This window comes from Streptomyces sp. NPDC058579 (assembly GCF_042718575.1).
In the GTDB taxonomy this organism is placed as follows: Bacteria; Actinomycetota; Actinomycetes; order Streptomycetales; family Streptomycetaceae; genus Streptomyces.
In genome coordinates this window covers 195,407-216,373 of record NZ_JBHXPI010000009.1, presented here as the reverse complement: position 1 = coordinate 216,373, position 20,967 = coordinate 195,407, and the positions used below count along the sequence as shown (strand labels likewise).

Here is a 20,967-nt window from a genome sequence, read left to right as displayed (position 1 = left end):
CCTTTTCGGTATATCCCGGGTGTCGAATGGAGTCATCGGAGAAAAAGGGATCGAAGAAGGAGTACCTGCCATGGAGGCCAAGGAGATGGTGGACGGACTCGTCCAGGGAGCTCTCGCGGCGCTCGGGCGGTTCGAGGAGTTCGACCAGGAGCAGGTCGACCACATCGTCAAGAAGGCGTCGCTCGCGGCGCTGAGCGCCCACGGCGAGCTCGCGAAGCTGGCCGTGGAGGAGACCGGCCGCGGGCTGTTCGAGGACAAGGCGGTCAAGAACCTCTTCGCCTGCGAGCACGTGACGAACTCGATGGCCGGCCTGAAGACCGCCGGAGTGATCCGCCGCGACGAACTGAACGGCATCACCGAGATCGCCGAACCCGTCGGCGTCATCTGCGCGATGACCCCCGTCACCAACCCCACCTCGACCACGATCTTCAAGGCGCTGATCGCCCTGAAGACCCGTAACCCGATCGTCTTCGCCTTCCACCCCTCCGCGCAGAAGTGCTCCGCGGAGGCCGCCCGGATCGTCCGCGACGCGGCCGTCGCCGCCGGCGCGCCCGCCGGCTGCGTGCAGTGGATCGAGGAGCCGTCCATGGAGGCCACCGGCCTCCTCATGCACCACGACGGCGTCTCCACCATCCTCGCCACCGGCGGCAACGCGATGGTCAAGGCCGCCTACTCCTGCGGCAAGCCCGCCCTCGGCGTCGGCGCCGGAAACGTTCCCGCGTACGTCACCAGGAGCGGCAGGCTCCAGCGGGCCGTCCACGACATCGTGCTCTCCAAGGCCTTCGACAACGGCATGATCTGCGCCTCCGAGCAGGCCGTCATCCTCGACCGGGAGGTGTACGAGCAGGGCATCGCCGAGTTCGAGCGGCTCGGCGCGTACGTCGTCACCGCGGCCGAGAAGACCAAGCTGGAGGAGTACGTCTTCGGGACCACCGCCTACGCCACCACCTGCTCCGGCGCCAAGCTGAACGCGGCCGTCGTCGGCAGGTCGCCGCGGTGGATCGCCGAACAGGCCGGCTTCGAGGTCCCGGCAGGGACCACGCTGCTGCTCGCCGAGTGCCACGAGGCCGGCGAGGGCGAGCCGCTCACCCGTGAGAAGCTCTCCCCGATCCTGGCCGCCCTCAAGGCCGACACCACCGAGCACGGCCTCGAACTCGCCGCGAAGATGGTCGAGTTCCACGGTCTCGGGCACAGCGCCGCGATCCACACGGAGGACGAGGAACTCGCCGAGGAGTTCGGCAAGCGGGTCAAGGCGATCCGGATCATCGTCAACGCGCCCTCCACCTTCGGCGGGATCGGCGACGTCTACAACTCCTTCCTGCCCTCCCTGACCCTCGGCTGCGGCTCGTACGGACACAACTCGGTCTCCGACAACGTGACCGCGGTCAACCTGATCAACGTCAAGCGGATCGGACGGCGCAACACCGACATGCAGTGGTTCAAGGTCCCGCCGAAGATCTACTTCGAGCGCAACTCCCTGCGCTACCTCGGCGAGATGGACGGCCTCGAGCGGGTCACGATCGTCACCGACAAGACCATGGGCACGCTCGGCTTCGTCCAGAAGGTCACCGACATCCTCCGGGCCCGCCCCTCGGCGGTCGTCCTCCAGGTCATCGACAACGTCGAGCCCAACCCCGAGCTGGCGACCGTCCAGGCCGGCGCCGCGCTGATGCGGGACTTCGAGCCCGACACGATCGTCGCGCTCGGCGGCGGCTCGGTGATGGACGCGGCCAAGATCATGTGGCTGATGTACGAGCACCCGGAGGTCGAGTTCGCGGACACGAAGGAGAAGTTCTTCGACATCCGCAAGCGCGCCTACAAGTTCCCGGGGCTCGGGAAGAAGGCGCAGCTGGTGGCCGTCCCGACCACCTCGGGCACCGGCAGCGAGGTCACGCCCTTCGCCGTCATCTCCGACCCGGCGGCCGCCCAGAAGTACCCGCTCGCCGACTACGCGCTCACCCCGAACGTCGCCATCGTCGACCCGGTCCTCCCCATGGGGCTCCCGGCGAGCGTCACCGCCGACTCCGGCTTCGACGCCCTGACCCACGCCACCGAGGCGTACGTCTCGGTCTACTCCAACGACTACACCGACGGGCTCTGCCTCCAGGCGATCAAGCTCATCTTCGAGAACCTGGAGCGGTGCGTGGTGAACGGGGCGAAGGACCCCGAGGCGCGCGAGAAGATGCACAACGCCTCGACCGTCGCCGGAATGGCCTTCGCCAACGCCTTCCTCGGCCTGGTCCACGCCATGGCGCACACCCTCGGCAACACCTTCCACGTCGCCCACGGCCGCACCAACGCCCTGCTCCTGCCGCACGTCATCCGGCACAACGGCCAGGTCAGCGGCAAGGCCACGCCGTGGCCGAAGGCGGAGGTCTACCGGGCGCCGGAGCGCTTCCAGGAGATCGCGAAGATGCTGGGCCTGCCGGCCGGGACGCCGGAGGAGGGCGTGGAGTCGTACGCGAAGGCCGTGGAGGAACTGCGCGCCAAGTGCGGGATCCCGGCCTCCTTCCAGGAGGAGGGCGTCGAGGAGGCCGCCTTCCTGGAGGCCCTGCCGCAGCAGGCGATGAACGCGTACGCCGACCAGTGCGCGCCGGCCAATCCGCGGATGCCGATGATCGAGGAGATGAAGGAGCTGATGACCCGGGCGTACTACGGCGCCTGACGGTCACTCGGACTCTCGGCTCTTGAACAGCAGGCCGCCCCGCGCGAGGAAGCGCGGGGCGGCCTGTCACCGCGAGCCGAGGTTCACGCGGCGGCACCGCCCGCCGCGCCGAGCTCCTCGGCGATCGGCTCGGTGCCGGGCTTGCGCCCGAGCGAGGCCATGACGAGCGTGACCACGGTTCCGACGACCGCCCAGGCGGAGAGCACCAGGAGCGAGGCGGTGACGTCGTTGCCCTTGAAGTACGCGATGGAGCGCGCGACCCAGGTGCCGGCGCCCGGGGGCAGGGCGGGGCCGATCGCGTTCCAGAACGGCGGCAGCATCGGCAGCGGGAACGCGCCGCCCGCGCTCGGATTGCCGGCCACGACGATCAGCAGGATCGCCAGGCCGATGCCGACGATGCCGAAGACCGACTGGAGGGCCAGGGTCGCGGCGCCGACCGCGAAGACCACCAGGGCGCCGAGCCCCCACAGGGCGAAGACGCTGCCGGGCAGGGCGCCGAGGATCGGGCCGACGATGATCGCGCCGCCGAGGCCGCCGAGGATCGAGTAGAGCGCGAGGGCGCCGAGCCGGATGATCGCGCGCTCCCGGTTCGCGGGGCGGGAACCGGCGCTGATGGCGAGGATCGCGGCGCAGATGTAGCCGCCGACGCACCAGCCGACGACCAGGTAGAAGGCGGAGAGGCCGTCGAAGTCCTGCGGGGAGGCGGGGGCCACATCGACGGTCCTGACGGTGCGTCCGTTCGCGGCCTCGACCGTGGTGAAGAGCCTGTTCAGGGAGGAGGCGAGCACGGTGCCGCCGCCGGAGGCGACGAGCAGGGTGTCGGTGGTCCCGGCCGGGTTCACGAGCAGAGCGCCGTCGATGTCCCGGTTCAGGATCTGCTCGCGGGCCTCGGCCCCGTCGGAGACCGTCCGCGGGTCGAGCGGCCCGCCGGGGAGCTGGTCGAGGCGGCCGACGAGCTGGGCGGAGACCGCCGGGGGCGCGACCACGCCGAACGGGACGTCCCTCGGCTTCGGGTTGTGGAGCGCCCCGACGTACGAGGCGATGAACAGCAGCTGGAGGGCGAAGACGCCGACGACCAGCAGGGCGGCGCGGGGCGTGACGGCACTCTTCAGTTCGTCGACGAGGCTCATGCCCCCACGCTCCGGGGAGGGGAGTGATCGCGCAGGCGGGATGCGGCCGAACGGATGAGGCGTGTGTGACCCCTCGCGCAAGAATCGATGATGTGTTCGAATCAGGTCGCCGACCAGGGTCGATGAGGGAGTACAGTAATCGAACGAGCGTACGATGAACATATCGGGTGAATCGTCGAAAAGGGGTGGAGTGATGGAGGTGCGGCATGGCGGGCTTCGCCCATCTGCACGTCGCGTCCGGTTACTCCGTCCGCTACGGCGCCGCCCACCCCGAACACCTCGTCCGGCGGGCCGCCGAGCGGGGCGTACCCGCGCTTGCGCTCACCGACCGGGACACCGTCACCGGCGCCGTCCGGTTCGCGCGGGCCTGCGCCGAGACCGGTGTCCGGCCGGTCTTCGGCGTCGACCTGGCGGTGGAGGCCCTCGCGCCCCCGCCACCGGCGGCGCGCCGCCGCACCCCGGCGCGCGGGGGCGCGCACGTCGTCGAGCCGCCGCTGCGGTTCACCCTGCTCGCGCGGGACCGGGAGGGGTGGGCGCGACTGTGCCGCATCACCTCGGCCGCCCATGCCGACGCGCTCGGGGGTACGGCGCCGGTGGTGCCGTGGGAGGCGCTGCGCGCACACGGCGGCCCCGGCCTGATCGCGCTGCTCGGACCGCTCTCGGAGCCGGTACGGGCCCTGGCGGCGGGACGCGAGGACGTCGCGACGAGGCTCCTCGCCCCCTGGCAGGAGATCTTCGGCGGCGGACTCGGTCTGGAGACGGTGGCGTACAAGCCCTCCGGCACCGGCCCCGGATCGCTCCGGCTCGCCGCCCGGACGCTGGCGCTCGCCGACCGCACCCGTACCACCGCCGTGCTCACCAACGCCGTGCGCTACGCCGACCAGGACCAGCACCGGCTCGCCGACGTCCTGGACTCCGCGCGGCTGCTGCGGCCGATCGACCGGCGCCGCCTGGACAGCGGGCAGCGCTGGCTCAAGGGCGAGGGGAATATGACGAGCATCGCGCGGCTGATCGCCGAGTGCGCGGGCGCGGACCCCGCGCGGGCCCGCCGGCTGCTGGCCGACACCGCCGCCGCGGCGGCCGCCTGCGCCCTCGACCCCGCCGCCGACCTGGGACTCGGCACGCCCCACTTCCCCGAGCCCGACGTGCTCGGCGCGGAACCCGGGGCGGACGGCGCGGCGCGGCTGCTGCGCGCGCGGAGCGAGGCCGGCCTGGTCCGGCGCGGCCTGGACCGGGACCGCGCCGCGCTCGACCGGCTCGACGACGAGCTCGCGGTGATCTCCCGGATGGGCTACGACTCGTACTTCCTCGCCGTCGGCCAGGTCGTGGCCGACATCCGGGAGAAGGGCATCCGGGTCGCGGCGCGCGGCTCCGGCGCCGGATCGATGGTCTGCCACGCGCTGGGCATCGCCACGGCCAATCCGCTCGACCACCGCCTGCTGTTCGAACGCTTCCTGAGCGTGCGCCGGAGGTCGCTGCCCGACATCGACATCGACGTCGAGTCCGCCCGGCGCCTGGAGTGCTACGACACGATCTTCGACCGCTTCGGCAAGGAGCGGGTCGCGGTCACCGCCATGCCCGAGACCTACCGGGCCCGCCGCGCCCTGCGCGACACCGGCCTCGCCCTCGGCGTCGCGCCGGCGGACATCGACCGGATCGCCAAGAGCTTCCCGCACCTGCGGGCCTCCGACATCACCGGCGCGCTCGCCGAACTGCCCGAGCTGCGGGGCCTCGCGGCCGAGGCGCACCGCTACGGGCCGCTGTGGAAGCTGGCCGAGGGGCTCGACTCCCTGGTCCACGGCATGGCCATGCACCCCTGCGGCGTGGTCATCAGCGACGCGACGCTCCTGGACCGGCTGCCGGTTCAGCCGACCCCGCAGGGCGAGTACCCCATGGCGATGGCGGCGAAGGAGGAGATCGAGGCGCTGGGCAACATCAAGCTGGACGTCCTCGGGGTCCGGATGCTCTCCTCGATGACCCACGCGGTCGCCGAGATCGAACGGGTCACCGGCGAGCGCGTCGACCTGGACGACCCGGCGCAGGTGCCGCTCGACGACGTCTTCGCGTTCAAGCTCATCCAGGAGAGCCAGACCCTCGGCCTGTTCCAGCTCGAATCACCCGGCCTTCTCTACTGTCTGAGTCACTGTCGGTTTTCGGCTCGGACTTTGGCACGGAGGCATCTGCATGGAGGAGCCCGAGGGCTCTTGGGCTGTCGAGTTCTACGACCTCAGCCGGGACTTCCCTGTCCCCGTGGGCGGCGTGGATCTCGGGCAGCTGGGCGACGTACACGAAAGAGCACGCGAGAACGGAGCGCGGGATGGCACGCCGATCGTCTGGTCGAGACGGCACGGCACGGATCCGTGGATCAACCTCTTCTTCCGTGCTGACGAGATCGTATCCAAGCAGCGGACCACGTGGCGCCGGTACGCGTACGCGCTCGTCGTCTGGCTGAACTTTCTGGAGCAGCGGGGGCGGCTCTGGTACGAGGCGAGCAAGCGCGACTACGCGGACTTCAAGCACTGGCGGATGGCAGACTCCCGCAACTGCTGGCGGGTAGAGGGCACCTCCTTCGACACTGACCGGGCGGGACTGAAGAGGTTCTACGTGTGGGCCTCCGGCGAGTACGAGGTCTTCAATCCGATTCCGTCCCAGTCTGCGCAGTCCGGCGGCAACCTCGGGCAAGGGGCCGGGCGCCGGGATCCCTCCCGTCCGGCCGGAGCGCCTCGACGCCAGGTGAAATGGCTGCTGCGCAAGGCTTTCGAGCAGTGGAAGGACGTGGGGCTGAGGGGGTATGGGTTCGACGGCCTGCGCCCGGAGAGCTGGCACGGCTTCAACGAGGACCGCAACACGGCGTTCGTCGAGGGGCTGTGGGGTACGGGGCTTCGGCTGGAGGAGTGGGCGAGCGTCCTGGACGTCGAGCTGCCGCTGGCCCCGGTGACGAGCAGGTACCCGAAGGCGTGGCTGGCGCAGTCCTGCGCCAAGGGGCGTCGCTACGGACGTAACTACCGGATCCCGCGGGCGGTTGTGAAAGCCGTGGCAGGCTACATGGACCCGATGGAAGGCTCGCGAGCAGAGGCGATCGGGCGGGCGCAGAGGGTCGGTCGGTACGAGCGGGTGCCAGGCCTCGTGATGGTGACCGGGCACAACCCCCGTGCGCGGACACTCAAAGTGCGGACCCCGCGCGGGAGTTCCGCGACGATGTCCCTTGATGTTCTGGGTCCACAAGAGCGGCTCCGCTTGTTCCGGGAGACAGAACACGGGCTGGAGCCGCTCGCCGTCTGGCTGAGCGTCGACGGCCTGCCGCATCGGGCCCACAGCTGGGAGAACACGTTCGCTACCGCCAACTCCCGGGTTGCCCAGGCGTGGGCACGCTCGCGGTGGCCCGGGTTTGACGACCTGGAGGCGGAGCAGCGGGAGAGGCGGGCCTCCCAGTGTCCGCTGTGGGCTCGGCCGCACATGCTGCGGCACTCCTACGCGCTGGTCTGGTACTCGATCCTGAGCGCCGTATGGGAGCAGCGCCTGCAGGGGTTCACCGAAGCCGAGAAGCATTCGTTTCGTGAGCAGTTCGGCGACATCTGGTACCAGCTGGCCACGATGCTCGGGCATCGCAACCCGCAGACCACCAGGGACTGGTACCTGGCACCCTTCACGGCCCTGGAAGTCGACTACCTGATGGCGTTGGTCGACGGTGATCAGCGGGAAGCCGTCGACATTCTGCTGGGGAGAATCGCCGCGGATAGTGAGCTGGTCCTGTCTCCGGTTCCCGAGGATGGGGAGCTTCTCGACGACCCGGAGGACGGCGAATGAGCCGGCGAGGTCGCAAGGCGAGCGTGCCTTCCGGGGACTGGCAGTCGCCGGAGCGGCTTGTCATCACTGAGGACGAGTGCAGCGTCTTCTTCGTCGAGGAGAAGGGGCGCCGCAGCAAGGTGTACGACTTTGCGAAACTGCAGGTCAGCGCTGGTATTCAGCGGTGGCTGGCCCGGTCGTTCGCGCGGGTGACTGGACCGACTTGCGGAGTCAAGCGGGCTAGTGCTGCCGAGGGTCTCTGGTGCGGGGTGCAGCTCCTGGCGGGATATCTCGCGAAAGTGGACCCGGTCGTGTACGAGCCCGCGCACATCACTGCCGCCCACATCAAGGAGAGCTTGCTTGCCGTTTCCCTGGGCTCCAGGAAGTCCCATGTGGAGCGACTGCGTGCGATCTTCCGTGCCGACAAGGAGCTGTCGACCGAGGCGCGCAACGCCATCCTGCACGGGCGGTTGCCCGCGTACGAGTCGAAGGTGCAGCCGTACAGCCACGAGGAGCACCAGGAGCTCATGACCGCGGTTCGTCACGACATCCGCGTCGCCCGCGACCGGATCCAAGAGGGGCGCGAGGTCCTGGCCGCGTACCGCCGCGGCGACCTCGGCCCACCCGGCCGTTTCAACCATGCCGAGAAGCTCGGCCGCGTGCTGGACACCCTCGACCGAACCGGGGACGTGCCACGGCGCGTGACACCGTCGTCGCCACAGGGCGGGATCCCCGCCTGGGTGCAGGCACTGGGCGGGGTCTCCGGACTTGTGTCCCGGCTGACGCTGACGCGCACGGAGACGGTGGCGTTCTGCTTGATGTTCATCGATCTGACTAGTGAGAACTTCGGCACGATCGGAGAGTGGCCGGCGGCGCACTTCCGGCCGGACGGTGACCTTGGAGGGCCCGCACTGGCTCTCGTGGACGAAGTGAAGCCACGTCGAGGGCCGTCGTTGGAGTTCATGGTGACGTCGTTGGAGGATGTGCCTGCATCGCTTTCCGACGTGCTGCAGATGAAGGATGACGACAAGCATCTGCTCCGTTCTGCCTTCCGCGTCTACCAACTGCTGCTGGACCTGACGGAGTTCGCGAGACGCCACGGCGGAGACACACACGCCCTCTGTTACCCGAAAGTCCGCGCTCGGGGAGGTCTCGCGTGGGGGAACGGCACCCATCGGAGCGGGATCGTGGCCTGGGCGGCGGGGCACGGCTTCCGTCCTGAGGAGAGAGCCGGCCGCCCGGAAAGCGAGGGTGATACGCCTGGTGAACTCATCGACGATGGTGCGACGACCGAGCAGGACAGGGGGAAGGAGAAGGCCGAAGAGGCAGCGGACAAGGGGCTGGCGGTCAATGTGCACCGGCTTCGGCGGGCGGCGCTGGAGCGCGGGGGAAGACCCGTGGCGCACACCAGGGAGACGTATCAGAACTATCTGCGGACGAGCCGTCCGGCGACTGAGCGCGGGCGCACGGTCATGCGCGAAGCGCTGGAGGAAGAGGTCACCAAGGCACGCGCGGTGCAGGAGATTCCGGTGCTGACGGACGACTTCCTCGCACGTGCTGCCGAGGCTCCGAAGCAGGCCGCGGCTGATATCGGCGTGGACACGGAGACTCTCGCCCGGCTGGTCTCCGGTGAGCAGGACACCGTGCTGGTGGGCTGCACGGCCCCGGAGGACAGCCCGTTCACGGGGTCCGGAAAGCCATGCGGCGCCTCATTCCTCGACGACTGCCTGCGGTGCGAGAACGCGCGTGCGCTGCCCCGCCACCTGTCGGTCCAAGTCGAGGCGCACGGTCGCCTCAAGCATCTGCAGCGCGACCTTGATCCACGCCTGTGGGCCCACCTCCACGCCGAGACATTCGCCCGTCTGTCCAACCTGCTGGGGCACTACACCCCGGCCGAGCGCTCCGACGCCCGCGACCGCGTCACGGCCGCCGAGCGAGCGCTCGTGGACGACCTCATCAACGGAAGGATGAACCTGCGGTGACAACCGTGTCGTCACCCGGCCCCTCGGCCGGGGCAGCCCTTCTGCCGGGACCGGATACCGTGGTCCTGGCTCACCGCCCGCTCCGTGACTCGACGGACAAGGCCACACTGTCCCGGTTCGGGGACCCGGTCTGGCGTCTGGGTCCAGGGCTGCTTGACGATCAGCTGTGCCCGGTCAGTGAGAACTGGCCGCGTCTGGTGCCCGACTCTCTGCGGGAAGGCTTCACGACGTGCGCATGGGTCGCGCTCAACACCAACTGGCCCGCTCAACTGCGGCCGGGACTGATCGATGAGCAGCCCGAGGTCCTAACGATCCACAAATGGGTCATGTCCATGTCGCCTTTTGCCGCATGGCTGGATTCCCGCGGTTTCACGCGCTTGTGTGATGTCAGCAGTCGGGACCTGGGCCTGTACAAGAGCCACGTCCTTGCCCTGCCCAACTCCACGGAGGACAAGAGACGCCTGCTGCACGCGGTTCGGGTCGTCTGGGGTTACCGGGACGCGCTGCCCGACGAGCACCGTCTCCCGCCCCGCAGACCATGGGGTGCCGCCTCGACGGATGACCTGGTCGGCGTCAAGCGCGTGCAGAGCCGGTACAACAAGACGCCGCGCATCGATCCCCTCACCATGGATGCCTTGCTGGCATGGGCCCTTCGGATGGTCGAGGGCTTCGGGCCCGACATCCGCGACGCGGCCCGTGAAGCACGACTGCTCTTGGACGGGCGGCATCCGGCGACCCTGGCAGCACGTGACCGGTTCGGTTCCGGTTCCTTGAAGGGGCGTCTCGCGGTCTACCTGGCCGAACTTCACCGCGCGGGCCGCGGCCTGCCCGGCACGAAACGCCGCGAGCGCCACGGCGGCCAGCTCGGAGTGGATCACCAGCACATCGCCCGCATGGTGGCGTCCACCGGACCTCATGTGAAGCCGTACGACGGCCTGTTGCTGTCCATGGCTGAGGGCTACGGCCTTGAACTGGAATCCGACGCCTACTTTCTCGGCCCGATCGCGGGCAGCTTCCAGGGTGCTCCGTGGCGCGACCGCCCGATCGGTGTGCGCGAGGTCAACCAGCTGGTGCGCTACTTGACGGCCGCATGCTTCATCGTCATCTGCTACCTCTCCGGCATGCGCAGCGGCGAGGTTCTGCAGCTCCGCCGCGGATGCCTGCGCGAGGACGAGTACGGCGGACTTGTGCTCGTTGGGCGGCGCAGCAAAGGTTCCGACCATGATCCCGATCCCGACCCGGAGGGGACGGAGGAACGGGCGTGGGCCGTGGTCGGAGCGGTCGCTCCCGTCGTGCAGATGCTGGAGTCGCTCTCCGATGCCGAGCTGCTGTTCCCGCCGAGCCGGCAACGCACCACCACGGTCCGCTCGCGCCGGAAGCAGTCGAAGCCGACGGGCACGATGAACGACGACATCCGGGAGTTCATGGGCTGGGTGAACGCCCAGTTCTCCGGCCGGGACGATCCGGCCATCCCGCCCGACCCGACGAAGGACATTCACGCGGCACGTTTCCGCCGCACGCTCGCCCACTTCGTGGTACGACGCCCGGGCGGACTCGCGGCGGCGCAAGCGCAGTACGGGCATATTCGAGCCAAGGTGACACTCGGCTACGCCGGAGACGCCGACACCAGCTGGATGGAGGACCTCGCCCTCGAGGAACTGGAGATGGTCAGCGAGCAGGTGGACGAGGACCTGCGAGCGCTCGACGACGGCGAACACGTCAGCGGGCCGTCCGCACGGGAGTACCGGCACCGGGTCCGGAAGTCCGCGGCCGTGTTCACAGGGCGCGTCGTCATCCAGGCCGACAACGCCCGACGCCTACTGTCCAGCAAGCATCCCGACATTCACCACGGACAGGGCATGACCTGCGTGTGGCGATACGAGACCGCGGGCTGCCGGGAGGAACGAGAAGCGGCCGGAGTGGATGTGCACGGACCGGACGAGCCGCTCTGCCGCACCGAATGCGTCAACCTCGCCTACACCGACCGCAACATCGAGGACAAGAAGAGAGAACTCGCCCGGCACGAGGCCGCCGCAGTCGATCCGCTGTCGCCAAGGCCCCTGAGGGACCGGGAGGCGGCGAAAGCCACCCAGGCGCGCGCGGTGATCACCGCACATGAACTGGGGCGGCACGGAAACAGCCAGCAGAAACCAGCGGGTAAGGAGCGGCTTGATGGGACGCAGACCTCGTGACCGGGACAGAGATGCCACCGCGATCAAAGCGGCGGCCGAGCGGCTACTGGCCGGAACCCCCCTGCGCTCGGCCTCGGGCAGGCTGACCGCCACCGAACTTATTGTCGAGGCGGGACTGCGCCGCGACGTTGTATATCCCCACCACCAGGACCTGGTCGATGAGTTCCGGCTTCGCGCCCAGGCGCAGGACCGCGTGCCGACTGCGGCCCAGGAACTCGCCGAGCGGTACGCGGCCGTGACCGAGGAGCTGAAGGAGACCACGCAACAGCTCGCAAAGGAAAGGAAGTTGACCGCCTACCTGCGCCGAACCACCGTGGAGCTGGCCATCGAGGCGGAGAACCTGCGCCGCGACCAGGAGGACGCTGCCGACGCCACGGTGGTGTCGATGCAGCGACGGCGCGGGCCGGGCCGCAGGTTCCCGCCGTCGGGGCCGGAGAGCTGAAGAGTCACGGCCCCTGATCTGCGCGAACGGTTCTTCCAGAGGGCGGCCATTGACTGCATCCGGCGTGGAATAATTTGAGGTGCTATTCTGAGGAGTGAACTGAGGTCGGAGGAGGTGGAGGAATGGTCGGCACGCAAGCCCACCCCGGGATGCTTGTCCTGCTGCGTGAGTCTCGCGGGCTCACGCAGGCGGAGGTCTGTGCGGCCATGTCCAAGGCATCTCCCATGGGTGCGACGGCGGTGTCGCAGGGATACGTGAGCCGAGCGGAGTCAGGGCGACTCACCGTCTGTGACGACCGGCTGGAGTGGTACGCGGCCGCGCTCGGCTACCCGCAGGACCTGCTCTGTCTGGATCCGCAGGTGGGAGGGGTGGGCGTCGGGCTGATCCATCACCGCAAGAAGGCCGCCCTGTCCGCCTCCGCGCTACGCCAGGTGCACGCCCAACTGGCCCTCACCCGAATGCAGTTGCAAGGAATCACGTCGGCGGCACGGACTCCTGGCGAGGCTTCCGGGTTTGCGCGCGTGCCGTTGTCCACGCTCACGACCCCGAAGGACGCCGCCCGACAAGTACGCAAGGCGTGGGGGCTGGCCCCGGGGCCGGTTCCGGACGTGATCGAGGCGGTCGAGAACGCCGGAGGGCTGGTAGCCGTACGAGATCTCGGCAGCGATCTGCTGGACGCCGTCAGCCAGTGGGGCGAGGCCGGGCCCCCGCTGCTCCTGGTCAACGACCGGGCGCCCGGCGACCGTTGCCGGTTCAGCGTCGCCCATGAACTCGGCCACCTGATCATGCACGTGGAGCCCGGCGCCGGGTCCCAGCAGGAGAAGCAGGCCGACGCCTTCGCGGCGGAACTCCTCATGCCGGCCGCCGACATCCGGAACGCCTTCAAGGGCGGCGTCGATCTGCAACGGCTCATGGAACTCAAGCGAACCTGGCGGGTATCCATGAGCGCCCTGCTGCGCCGCGCCCTTGACTTGAACGCCCTGACCGAGTGGCAGCACCGTACCCTCGTCATCGAGATGTCCGCACTCGGCTACCGCACGGCCGAACCCGTGAAGATCCCCCGCGAGCAACCCCGGACCGTGCCTGCACTCGTACGAACATTGCTCAACGAGCGCGGGCTTACCCTCGAAGCGGCAGCTGCCTGCGCCCGGTTGCTGCCCGAGGACTTCCAGCACTTGTACGTCGAAGGTCACCGCACGTCACCGTTGCCGTCGCATTGAAGGACCGTCCATGACCGACGCTTCCGCTGTCCCGCCCCGTCCTCGCACCTCCGATTCTGTACCGGACGGCATGGCCCTCCTGCGCGGCCGCATGCTGATCCAGTCCCGCCCCACCCTCGTCAAGAAGGTGGCGGGGCAGATCGCCCCCAGTCTCAGCGGCCTGATCCTGTGCGGCGAGAGCGCTGCACGGACGGCGCAGCGGATGCGGCGGGACGAGGGGTACAGCGGGGTCCTGCTCGCTGATCCGGCCCGCTACGAATCGGAGCCCGCCACCGAGGAGGCCCCGTTCCCCGAGAACGAACCGGCCGGGTTCTTCATGAATGACCCGCTGGAGGTCTCCCTCTCCCGGCAGCGAGCGGCCGGCGTCACCGCGCCGATCACCCCGACCGGCTACATCCAGGCCGAGGACTCTGACGCTCTCCGGGCCGCGGTCCGCCGCATGGTCGAACTGGGCGACCCTTCGGTGATCTTCGCGGTGCCGGTCGACGTGGCATGGCTCCGGAACGAGGAGTCGACGCGACAGTTGATCGGTTTCTTGCAGATGGTCCGAGGACCCAAGGCGATCATGCTGGGCGGGCAGATGGATCCGCTCGCGCGGTACGCGAAGGCGGTCGCCCACCTGCGCATGCTGATCGCCGAGGTGCCGGACGCCGCACTGGTCCGTGCCGATCTCGCCGCATTCGGTGCCCTGGCGTCCGGCGCCCTCTTCACCGCCTTCGGCGGGAGCAGCGGCCTCCGGCACATTGTCGCTCCCGGAGAGAAGGCGCAGACCAGCAGGAAGGGCGGCGGTGGGCCCACGGCGCCGCATGTGCTTCACCCCGAGCTGATGGACTTCTACCTGGGGGACAACCTGGCGGACAAGTACGGTGGCGCTCCCGCACCCATCTGCGAGTGCTACGCCTGCGAAGGCCGGTCCTTGGACATCTTCACCAGCAACCACGCGCCCCTGCCTGCGCAGGCCGCCGCCCACAACATCGCCGTGCTCATGGGCTGGCTCCGCGACCTCTGCGCGATTCCCGCAGGGACCGAGCGGGAGCGGTGGTGGCACAACCGATGCCGTAGCGCCGTTGACCAGTACCCGTTGGTGAACGCCACCCTCCGGCAGCCCGGTGCTTTCAAGGTGCCCGAGCAGCTCAACCGGTGGGCGCTGGCCGCGCCGGATTCCGCCCGTGCCGCACTCGAAGCCCCGCGTGCTCAGCACACCCGCTGATACAGCTCCTCCACGAACCGCCAGGCCGCCGCGGTATGCCGCTGCGGCCGGTAGAGCTCGGGTTCCAGAGCCATCTCGATCTCGTCCCCCATGTCGATGAGGACTCCGATGCCGTAGAAGTCCGCCTCCGCCAGCACCTCGTCCAGACGTGCGGGGCGGCGGCTGAGCAGCATGGCCCGACGGCAGAACGGGGCGAACCGGCCTGCTCTCTCAAGCCCCTGGCGCCACCCGGACGCCGGTACCACGGCGAGATCCACCTGCAAGGGGCGCACCGCACGCCGCGTCACCGTCCGGCGGTCCCGGTCCGCCGCTCCGGCCGGCAGGGAACGCAGCGCCCGCCTCTCGTGCTGGTCCAGTGAGGCCAGCGGAACCGGCATGCCGACCGGCAGCGACAGCAGCGTCTCCAGTGGGTGCCGCCGGTCCAGGCGTTCCGCGCCGACCTCTCGGCGGCGCTCGTCCTCGGCAGGGGCGAGGCGGTAGAAGAACAACGCCTTTTCGCCGATGACCTGGGTAAACGCGGTCTTCCCGCCCTGCCCCACAAGCTGGGCGGACACCGTCTTCACCGAGCCGTCAAGCACGGAACCCACCGAGGTCATCATGGTCTCCACCCTGCCTCACCCGGCCGTGACCGCAAACACCGGCCCCGTCGGCTATCCAACCTGTTCCGTTCCTGTCACCGCTGCCAAACGACGCAAGAGGCCCTCCAGGTACTGCCAGAGCTCGTTGTCGTCGCTACGTCGGTAGTGCTTGCGCCGCTCCCCGGGATCCTGCGGAAGCCGCACGGCGAGCTCAGCCCTCACCAGCGCCCGGATCGGCGCCTGATAGAGGCTGGCGGAGATCCCGTAGGAAGCTGCCAGGTCTCCCATGCAGACACCCCGGTCATCGGCCTGGGCGAGCGCGAGTAGTACTTCCGCCCGATAGCGGTTCCCGAAGAGGCTCACCGAGAGCTCCCGCATTCCCTCGGATGGGCTTTGAGGCATGATTCATGATTCATTTATCACGTCTCATATGTCAACCCACCGGTCCGAGCCCTTCGGTTCTGTTTTGCCGGAGCGCCGTTCTTCGTTCTGCGCTGATCCAGGCGTTCACCGCAGGCCCGCGGTGCTGGCGGGCCGTACCGCGCCCGGTCCGAAGCGGGCGCGGGCGCGGTCGGCCGCGGCCTCGATGCGGCGGGTCTTGTCGTCGTCGGGGCCGAAGGTCAGCTGCCGGGACGCCGAGGCGGCGTCGCCGAGCTCGCCCGCGCGCAAGGTGAGGGAGCAGACACGGGCCCGCTGCAGGCCCAGAGACCAGTGCAACATGTGGGCAGACGTGCGGAGTTGGGGGCTGTGCGCGGTGGACTCGGACAGGGTGCGGCTGCGGGTGGTCGTGGAGCGGTCGGCGTACTGGACGGTCAGGGTCAGCGAGCGGCAAGCCTGCCGCTCTCCGCGGAGCCGGGCGCCGAGTTGTTCGGCGAGGTGGGTCAGCGCGGCGCGCTGTCGGGTGGCGTCGAGCTCGTCGCGCTCGAAGCGGTGCTCGGCGCTGAACGTACGGGGCGGGGCGCCCGCGACGACTCGCGCGGGGTCGATGCCGGCCGCGCGTTCGCGGAGCGTGCGCCCGGTCGCTGTGCCCAGGATGCGCTGGAGGGTGAGCAGCGGGGTGGCGGCGATCTGGTCGGCGGTGTGCAGTCCGTACGAGGTCAGGGTGCGGGCGGTGGCCGGGCCGACGCCGGGCAGTGCGGCGGCGGGGAGTCCGTGAAGGAACCGGGTGATGGCCTCGGGGTCGTCGGGAACGGTACGGATGGCGCCGGGCTCCCCGCGGTGGGCGGCGAGCTGGGCGAGCAGCGGGTTGGGGCCGATGCCGACCGTCACGTCGAGGCCGTGGAGCGCGGCCGCGCGCATCCGGATCAGGGCGGCGAGCCCGGCGGCGTCGCGGTCGAAGTAGCGGGTGCTCCCGGACACGTCGGCGAGGGCCGCGTCCGGCGGCAGGGCCTGGGCAACGGGGGTGAACTCGCCGACCATGTCGAGAAGTCGCCGGTAGACGGGGTTGGGCTGCGGGTCGCCGAAGTGGAGGTAGAGGATCATCCCCGGTCACCCCGCGCTTCCGGGGCTCGCATGGTGGAAGGACCGTCCGTCGAGCGCGTCGAGGGCGGGCAGGCCGGCGGAGGCGGGAGTGCCGGGCGGCTGGAGGTCGGCCCAGGGGTGCAGGGTGTAACCGGTCGGCTGGGTGATGGTGCGGCGCGGACCTGCCCGGCGTGCGGCACTCTCGGGCCGGGTGAGGCGGTTGGCGACGGCGGCGGGGCCGCCCTCGCGGTACAGGTCGATCAGCTCGGCCAGGTTCCAGGCGGCCGTGCCGGTGATGCTGAAGGCGCGCGGCGGGCGACGGGCCAGGGTGCCGCGGACGAGAAGCAGACTGCTGTGGAAGACGGTGTGGGCGCAGCGTGCGTGGCTGTCCTCGAAGAACGCCAGGTCGGACAGGCCGGTGGGGTCGTCCAGGGTGGCGAAGATGACGCGCTTGCCGGAGCGGATCGGCGGGGTCTGGGTGGCGACCTTGACGCCGGCGACGAGCACGGTGGCGCCGTGCCGAAGGCCCGGCAGATCGGCGGCGGGGGTCGCGCCGATCTCGGCGAGCAGGGACCTGTGCTCGTCGAGGAGGTGGTGGGAGATGTCCATGCCGAGCACGTCCAGCTCGGCGGCGAGCTGCTCGGAGCTGCTCATGGCCGGCAGGCCCGTGGTGGTGACGGTGGCGTTCGGCTCCGTGTCGGCGCCCTCCGTGTTCTCTGTGTTCTCCATGGGGAGTTGACCCGCGGTTGAGCCGCGCTTGCTGCGGCCCGAGCGGTGCAGCTCGGTGACCTTCAACAGCAGCTCACGGCGGGGACCGAACGCGTCCAACGAACCGACCTGCGCCAGCCGTTCGGCCAGCGGGCGGCTGGGCCGGGCGCGCTGCCAGAAGTCCTCGAGCGAGGTGTACGGCTGCCCGGCGGTGATGCGCCCGCTCTCGGCCTCCGTGATGCCGCGTACCTGCGACAGACCGATCCGCACCCCCCACTTGCCAGACACCAGTTCGATTATGTGTGCGGCCTGGGAGTGGTTGATGTCGGGCAGCAGCAGCGGCACCCCGTGACGCCGGGCGTCCGCGGCCAGCACACGCTTGTGGTACATCCCCGGATCGTGCGTGAGCAGCCCCGCGAGCAGGGCCGCCATCCGGTGGGCCTTGAGCCAGCTCGACTGGTAGGCGGGCTGCGCGAAGGCCGCGGCGTGCGCCTTGGCGAAGCCGAAGCTGCCGAAGCCCTCCAGGATCTTCCACACGTCGCGTACGGCTTGGACCGGATAGCCGCGCCCCCGCGCCTGGTCGGCGAACCAGGCCCGGACCCGGCCCTGCCGCTCGGGGTTCGACAGGGCACGGCGGGCCTCGTCCGCCATGCCCCGGTCGCAGCCGGTCAGCGTCGTCATGATCGCGATGACCTGCTCGTGAAAGACGACCTGTCCTTCGGTCTCCTTGAGGATCGGCTTCAGGTCCGGATGCGCGTAGCGGGGCCGGTTCTGGCCGTCGCGGGCCTTGATCAGTGGCTCCACCATGTTCGCCGCGACCGGTCCTGGCCGGAACAGGCTGATGTCGAGTGCCAGGTCGTCGAACGACCGAGGCTGCAGATTTTGCACCAGCTCTCTCTGCCCCGGACTCTCCAATTGGAAGGTTCCCAGGGTGTCCCCGGAGCTGATCAGGTCGTACGTGGCCGGGTCGTCCGGCGGCACCTGTGCGGGGTCGTCCAGGTCGAGCCGTTCGCCGGTGACGCGTTCGATCTCGGCGGCCGCGTGCGCGAGCGCCGACTGCATGCGTACGCCGATGACGTCGATCTTCGGGTGACCGGTGTCCTCGATGTCCTCCTTGTCGAACTGGGACATGGCGATGTTCTCCACCGTGGTCGGCGCCACCGGGGTGCGCTGCAGCAGCCCGGCGTTGGAGACGAGGAGGCCGCACGGGTGCATCGCTGCCTCGTGCGGCAGCCCATCGAGCGCCTCCACCAGTTCCCAGAGCCGGCCGTGGTCCTCGGAGGCGACCTCGCGCAGCTCCGGCAGCTCGACGAGCGCGGCCCGCACGTCCTTCGCCCGGATATGGGGGAACGCCTTGCCGAGCCGGGCCGCCTCGTCCGGGTCCATACCGCGGGCGCGGGCCACGTCCTCGATCGCCCCGCGCGCCCGATACGTCTTGTAGACCGCGAGCGTCGCCACCCGGTCGGCCCCGAACCGCTCCCGTACCGCCTGATACACCTCCAGGCGGCGTGCCGACTCCACATCCAGATCGATGTCGGGCAGCGCGGACCGCCGCGCGGACAGAAACCGCTCCATGAGCAGGCCGTGCGCCACCGGGTCGACCGGGCTGATCCCGAGCAGGTGCGTGACAAGCGAGCCCACGCCCGAGCCGCGGGCTGCAACGCGGATGTCAAGGCGCTGGGCCTGCGCCGCCACCTCGGCCACGGTCAGGAAGTACCCGGCGAAACCGTGCCCGGCGACGATCCGCAGCTCGTCCTCGAGCCGGTCCCAGCGCCCCGCCTCCCGGTGGTAGCCGCGGTTCATCATGCCCGCCGCGCACTTCTCGGCCAGCACGCGGTCGGCGGTGTCCGCCCGCGCGCCCACCAGCTCGGCCTCGGGAAGATTCAGCCGGCCCAGACCGAAGGCCTCGCCCGGGTCGACCACGCAGGCTGCCGCCGTCTCCTCGGTCGCCGCGAGCAGCCGCCGAGCTTCCAAGCCCCGGCCGCCCACCGCCTCGGCGATCCGCCCGGCGATCCGCTCCATCTCCCCGGTGTCCTTCAGCCACCGCTGCCCGCTGTCGAGCCGGGACGCGTCCCGGCCGTCGATCGGCACCAGCGAGCGTGCGGAATCCAGAATGTCGGCGACCTCGCCCTGATGCGGGTCGGCGTAGCGCACCGAATTGCTCAGCACGGTCTCCACCTGCTGCTCGGCGGCCAAGCCCGCCATCCGTGCGGCAAGGCGCAACGACCCAGGACCCGTACCGGTCCGCCCGTGCCACGACACCTCCATACGCAACGACTGGCCGAACCGCTCACGCCACGGATCCAACAGGACCGCGGCCCGGTCCGGGCGTCCCGATGCCAGCGCTTGCCCCACCTCAGAATCGGCCCCGAGCAGCACGAACACCTCATCGTTCGCACAGGCCAGGTCCTCCCAGGTGACGCCCTGACCGGATGCCGCCGACACGAGACGGCACAGCTCAGCCCAGCCGTGCGCGGTCCGAGCCAGGAACACCGCGCGCAGCGGCGCCTCCGTCACGAACGCGCCGCCCCTGGCGGGGGTCCGCTGCCGTGTCGTCGGCGACGGACCGGATGTCGGCACGCCGGGCACGGACAGGTCGGCGCCGAACAACGGGCGGATCCCGGCCCGCGCGCACGCCTTGGCGAAGCGCACCGCGCCCGCGAGGGAGTCCCGGTCGGTCAGCGCCAGGGCGTCTAGCCCCCGTTCCGCGGCCCGCTCCGCCAGTGCCTGCGGGTGGCTGGCCCCATAACGCAGCGAATAGCCGCTCGCTGCACGGAGGTGCGTAAACGACATACACACCTCCTGTTGCCCATAATCCCCCTTTGGGTCATCTGCGTCATCTCGACCGTGGAAGCACTCTAACTCAATGTTCGCACATTCGTTCGATAGTCGAGGGGCTGGAAGCCTCAAGGCGTGGCTCACCGGGTGGCTACTCGACGGGGGTCAGGGTGGTCGTTGATCCAGGACAGGCCGCCGAGGTCGAGGCGTCGACGTGTGCAGGTGGCGGCAACGTAGGCGAGCTGGGCTTCGCTGTCGTTGATCGGTGGGGTGCGACGGGCTGTGTGCCATTGGGTTCACAGGAGAACGGTGGTTCGAAGTTCGCGGCGAATTTCACTGACGCCCATTCCCGGCCCCTGGCCCGGTGGGCGGTGGATACGGTCACCTCGGCAGCGTCCTCGGGTGCCAGGCGGGCGACGGTGGCCAGGATGGCGTTGGGGCCGTGGGCGTCGACGAGGTCGACGAAAGGCTGCAGGTCGCGACCGCTGGGTCGCACGCGGCGTACTCCTGGAGGTCGCCACAGGTGGTGAAGAGCAGGAGTTCGGGGTGTCGCGCCGCCACTGGTAGATCGCCTGGGCGGAATCTCCGACCATGACGAACTGGGCGTGTTCGCTTGGGCGAGGAAGACCTGCTCGACTGTGGGGTTGGTGTCCTGGGTCTTATCCAGGAGGAGGTGGGAAGCGGGGTGGCAAGCCAGCGAGTAAGGGGATTACCGGATGAAAAGGAAGGTTCCGTCATACGCTTGGGTGGCCAGATAGTCTTCGACACTGGGGAACTCGCCGGTGACGGGTAGAAGCGGAGCGTACGCATGCCGA

At 69.8% G+C, this 20,967-nt stretch carries 12 protein-coding genes and 2 pseudogenes; 8 read left to right on the top strand and 6 right to left on the bottom strand.

Going from position 1 to position 20,967, the window contains the following annotated elements; genetic code table 11:
- Positions 1-70 precede the first annotated feature (70 nt).
- Positions 71-2,665, top strand: coding sequence for a bifunctional acetaldehyde-CoA/alcohol dehydrogenase (gene adhE / locus ACFWRO_RS15085; RefSeq protein ID WP_384509668.1), 2,595 nt, complete (start codon positions 71-73; stop codon positions 2,663-2,665).
- An 83-nt stretch (positions 2,666-2,748) separates the two neighbouring features.
- Here adhE and ACFWRO_RS15080 read toward each other — a convergent pair whose 3' ends face one another.
- The gene (locus ACFWRO_RS15080; RefSeq protein ID WP_384509666.1) at positions 2,749-3,795 is read right to left on the bottom strand and encodes a DUF3533 domain-containing protein; all 1,047 of its coding nucleotides are present in this window, start codon (positions 3,793-3,795) and stop codon (positions 2,749-2,751) included.
- 206 nt (positions 3,796-4,001) lie between these two features.
- Here ACFWRO_RS15080 and ACFWRO_RS15075 point away from each other — a divergent pair.
- The 7 genes and pseudogenes from ACFWRO_RS15075 to ACFWRO_RS15045 form a co-directional block, all read left to right on the top strand.
- Positions 4,002-5,918: pseudogene (locus tag ACFWRO_RS15075) on the top strand (PHP domain-containing protein); the annotation flags it as partial.
- Between the two features lie 136 nt (positions 5,919-6,054).
- Positions 6,055-7,602 (top strand): integrase, encoded by a 1,548-nt coding sequence (locus ACFWRO_RS15070; RefSeq protein ID WP_384509664.1) that lies wholly within the window; start codon positions 6,055-6,057, stop codon positions 7,600-7,602.
- Entirely contained in the window at positions 7,599-9,563 is a 1,965-nt protein-coding gene (locus ACFWRO_RS15065) for a hypothetical protein (RefSeq protein WP_384509661.1), read from the top strand. Before ACFWRO_RS15070 ends, ACFWRO_RS15065 begins: the two co-directional genes overlap by 4 nt.
- Positions 9,560-11,755 (top strand): hypothetical protein, encoded by a 2,196-nt coding sequence (locus tag ACFWRO_RS15060; RefSeq protein WP_384509658.1) that lies wholly within the window; start codon positions 9,560-9,562, stop codon positions 11,753-11,755. The genes ACFWRO_RS15065 and ACFWRO_RS15060 overlap by 4 nt, the downstream gene beginning before the upstream one ends.
- Positions 11,736-12,197: a hypothetical protein gene (locus tag ACFWRO_RS15055; protein ID WP_384509655.1), complete on the top strand. Its 462-nt coding sequence runs from the start codon at positions 11,736-11,738 to the stop codon at positions 12,195-12,197. The genes ACFWRO_RS15060 and ACFWRO_RS15055 overlap by 20 nt, the downstream gene beginning before the upstream one ends.
- Positions 12,198-12,319: 122 nt before the next feature.
- Positions 12,320-13,417 (top strand): helix-turn-helix domain-containing protein, encoded by a 1,098-nt coding sequence (locus ACFWRO_RS15050; protein ID WP_384509652.1) that lies wholly within the window; start codon positions 12,320-12,322, stop codon positions 13,415-13,417.
- 10 nt (positions 13,418-13,427) lie between these two features.
- The gene (locus ACFWRO_RS15045; RefSeq protein ID WP_384509650.1) at positions 13,428-14,627 is read left to right on the top strand and encodes a hypothetical protein; all 1,200 of its coding nucleotides are present in this window, start codon (positions 13,428-13,430) and stop codon (positions 14,625-14,627) included.
- On the opposite strand, the gene ACFWRO_RS15040 is transcribed toward ACFWRO_RS15045, so the two are convergent.
- From ACFWRO_RS15040 to ACFWRO_RS15020, 5 genes and pseudogenes are all read right to left on the bottom strand, one after another.
- Positions 14,612-15,214: a hypothetical protein gene (locus ACFWRO_RS15040; RefSeq protein ID WP_384509647.1), complete on the bottom strand. Its 603-nt coding sequence runs from the start codon at positions 15,212-15,214 to the stop codon at positions 14,612-14,614. The genes ACFWRO_RS15045 and ACFWRO_RS15040 overlap by 16 nt on opposite strands.
- Before the next feature lie 63 nt (positions 15,215-15,277).
- On the bottom strand, positions 15,278-15,568 hold the full coding sequence (locus ACFWRO_RS15035) for a hypothetical protein (RefSeq protein WP_266513747.1): 291 nt from the start codon (positions 15,566-15,568) through the stop codon (positions 15,278-15,280).
- A gap of 144 nt (positions 15,569-15,712) precedes the next feature.
- The gene (locus tag ACFWRO_RS15030) at positions 15,713-16,687 is read right to left on the bottom strand and encodes a hypothetical protein (protein WP_384509644.1); all 975 of its coding nucleotides are present in this window, start codon (positions 16,685-16,687) and stop codon (positions 15,713-15,715) included.
- 6 nt (positions 16,688-16,693) lie between these two features.
- Positions 16,694-20,167: a DNA polymerase III subunit alpha gene (locus tag ACFWRO_RS15025; RefSeq protein ID WP_384509640.1), complete on the bottom strand. Its 3,474-nt coding sequence runs from the start codon at positions 20,165-20,167 to the stop codon at positions 16,694-16,696.
- A 125-nt stretch (positions 20,168-20,292) separates the two neighbouring features.
- Positions 20,293-20,834 (bottom strand): annotated as a pseudogene (locus ACFWRO_RS15020) (UvrD-helicase domain-containing protein); the annotation flags it as partial.
- Positions 20,835-20,967: the final 133 nt, after the last annotated feature.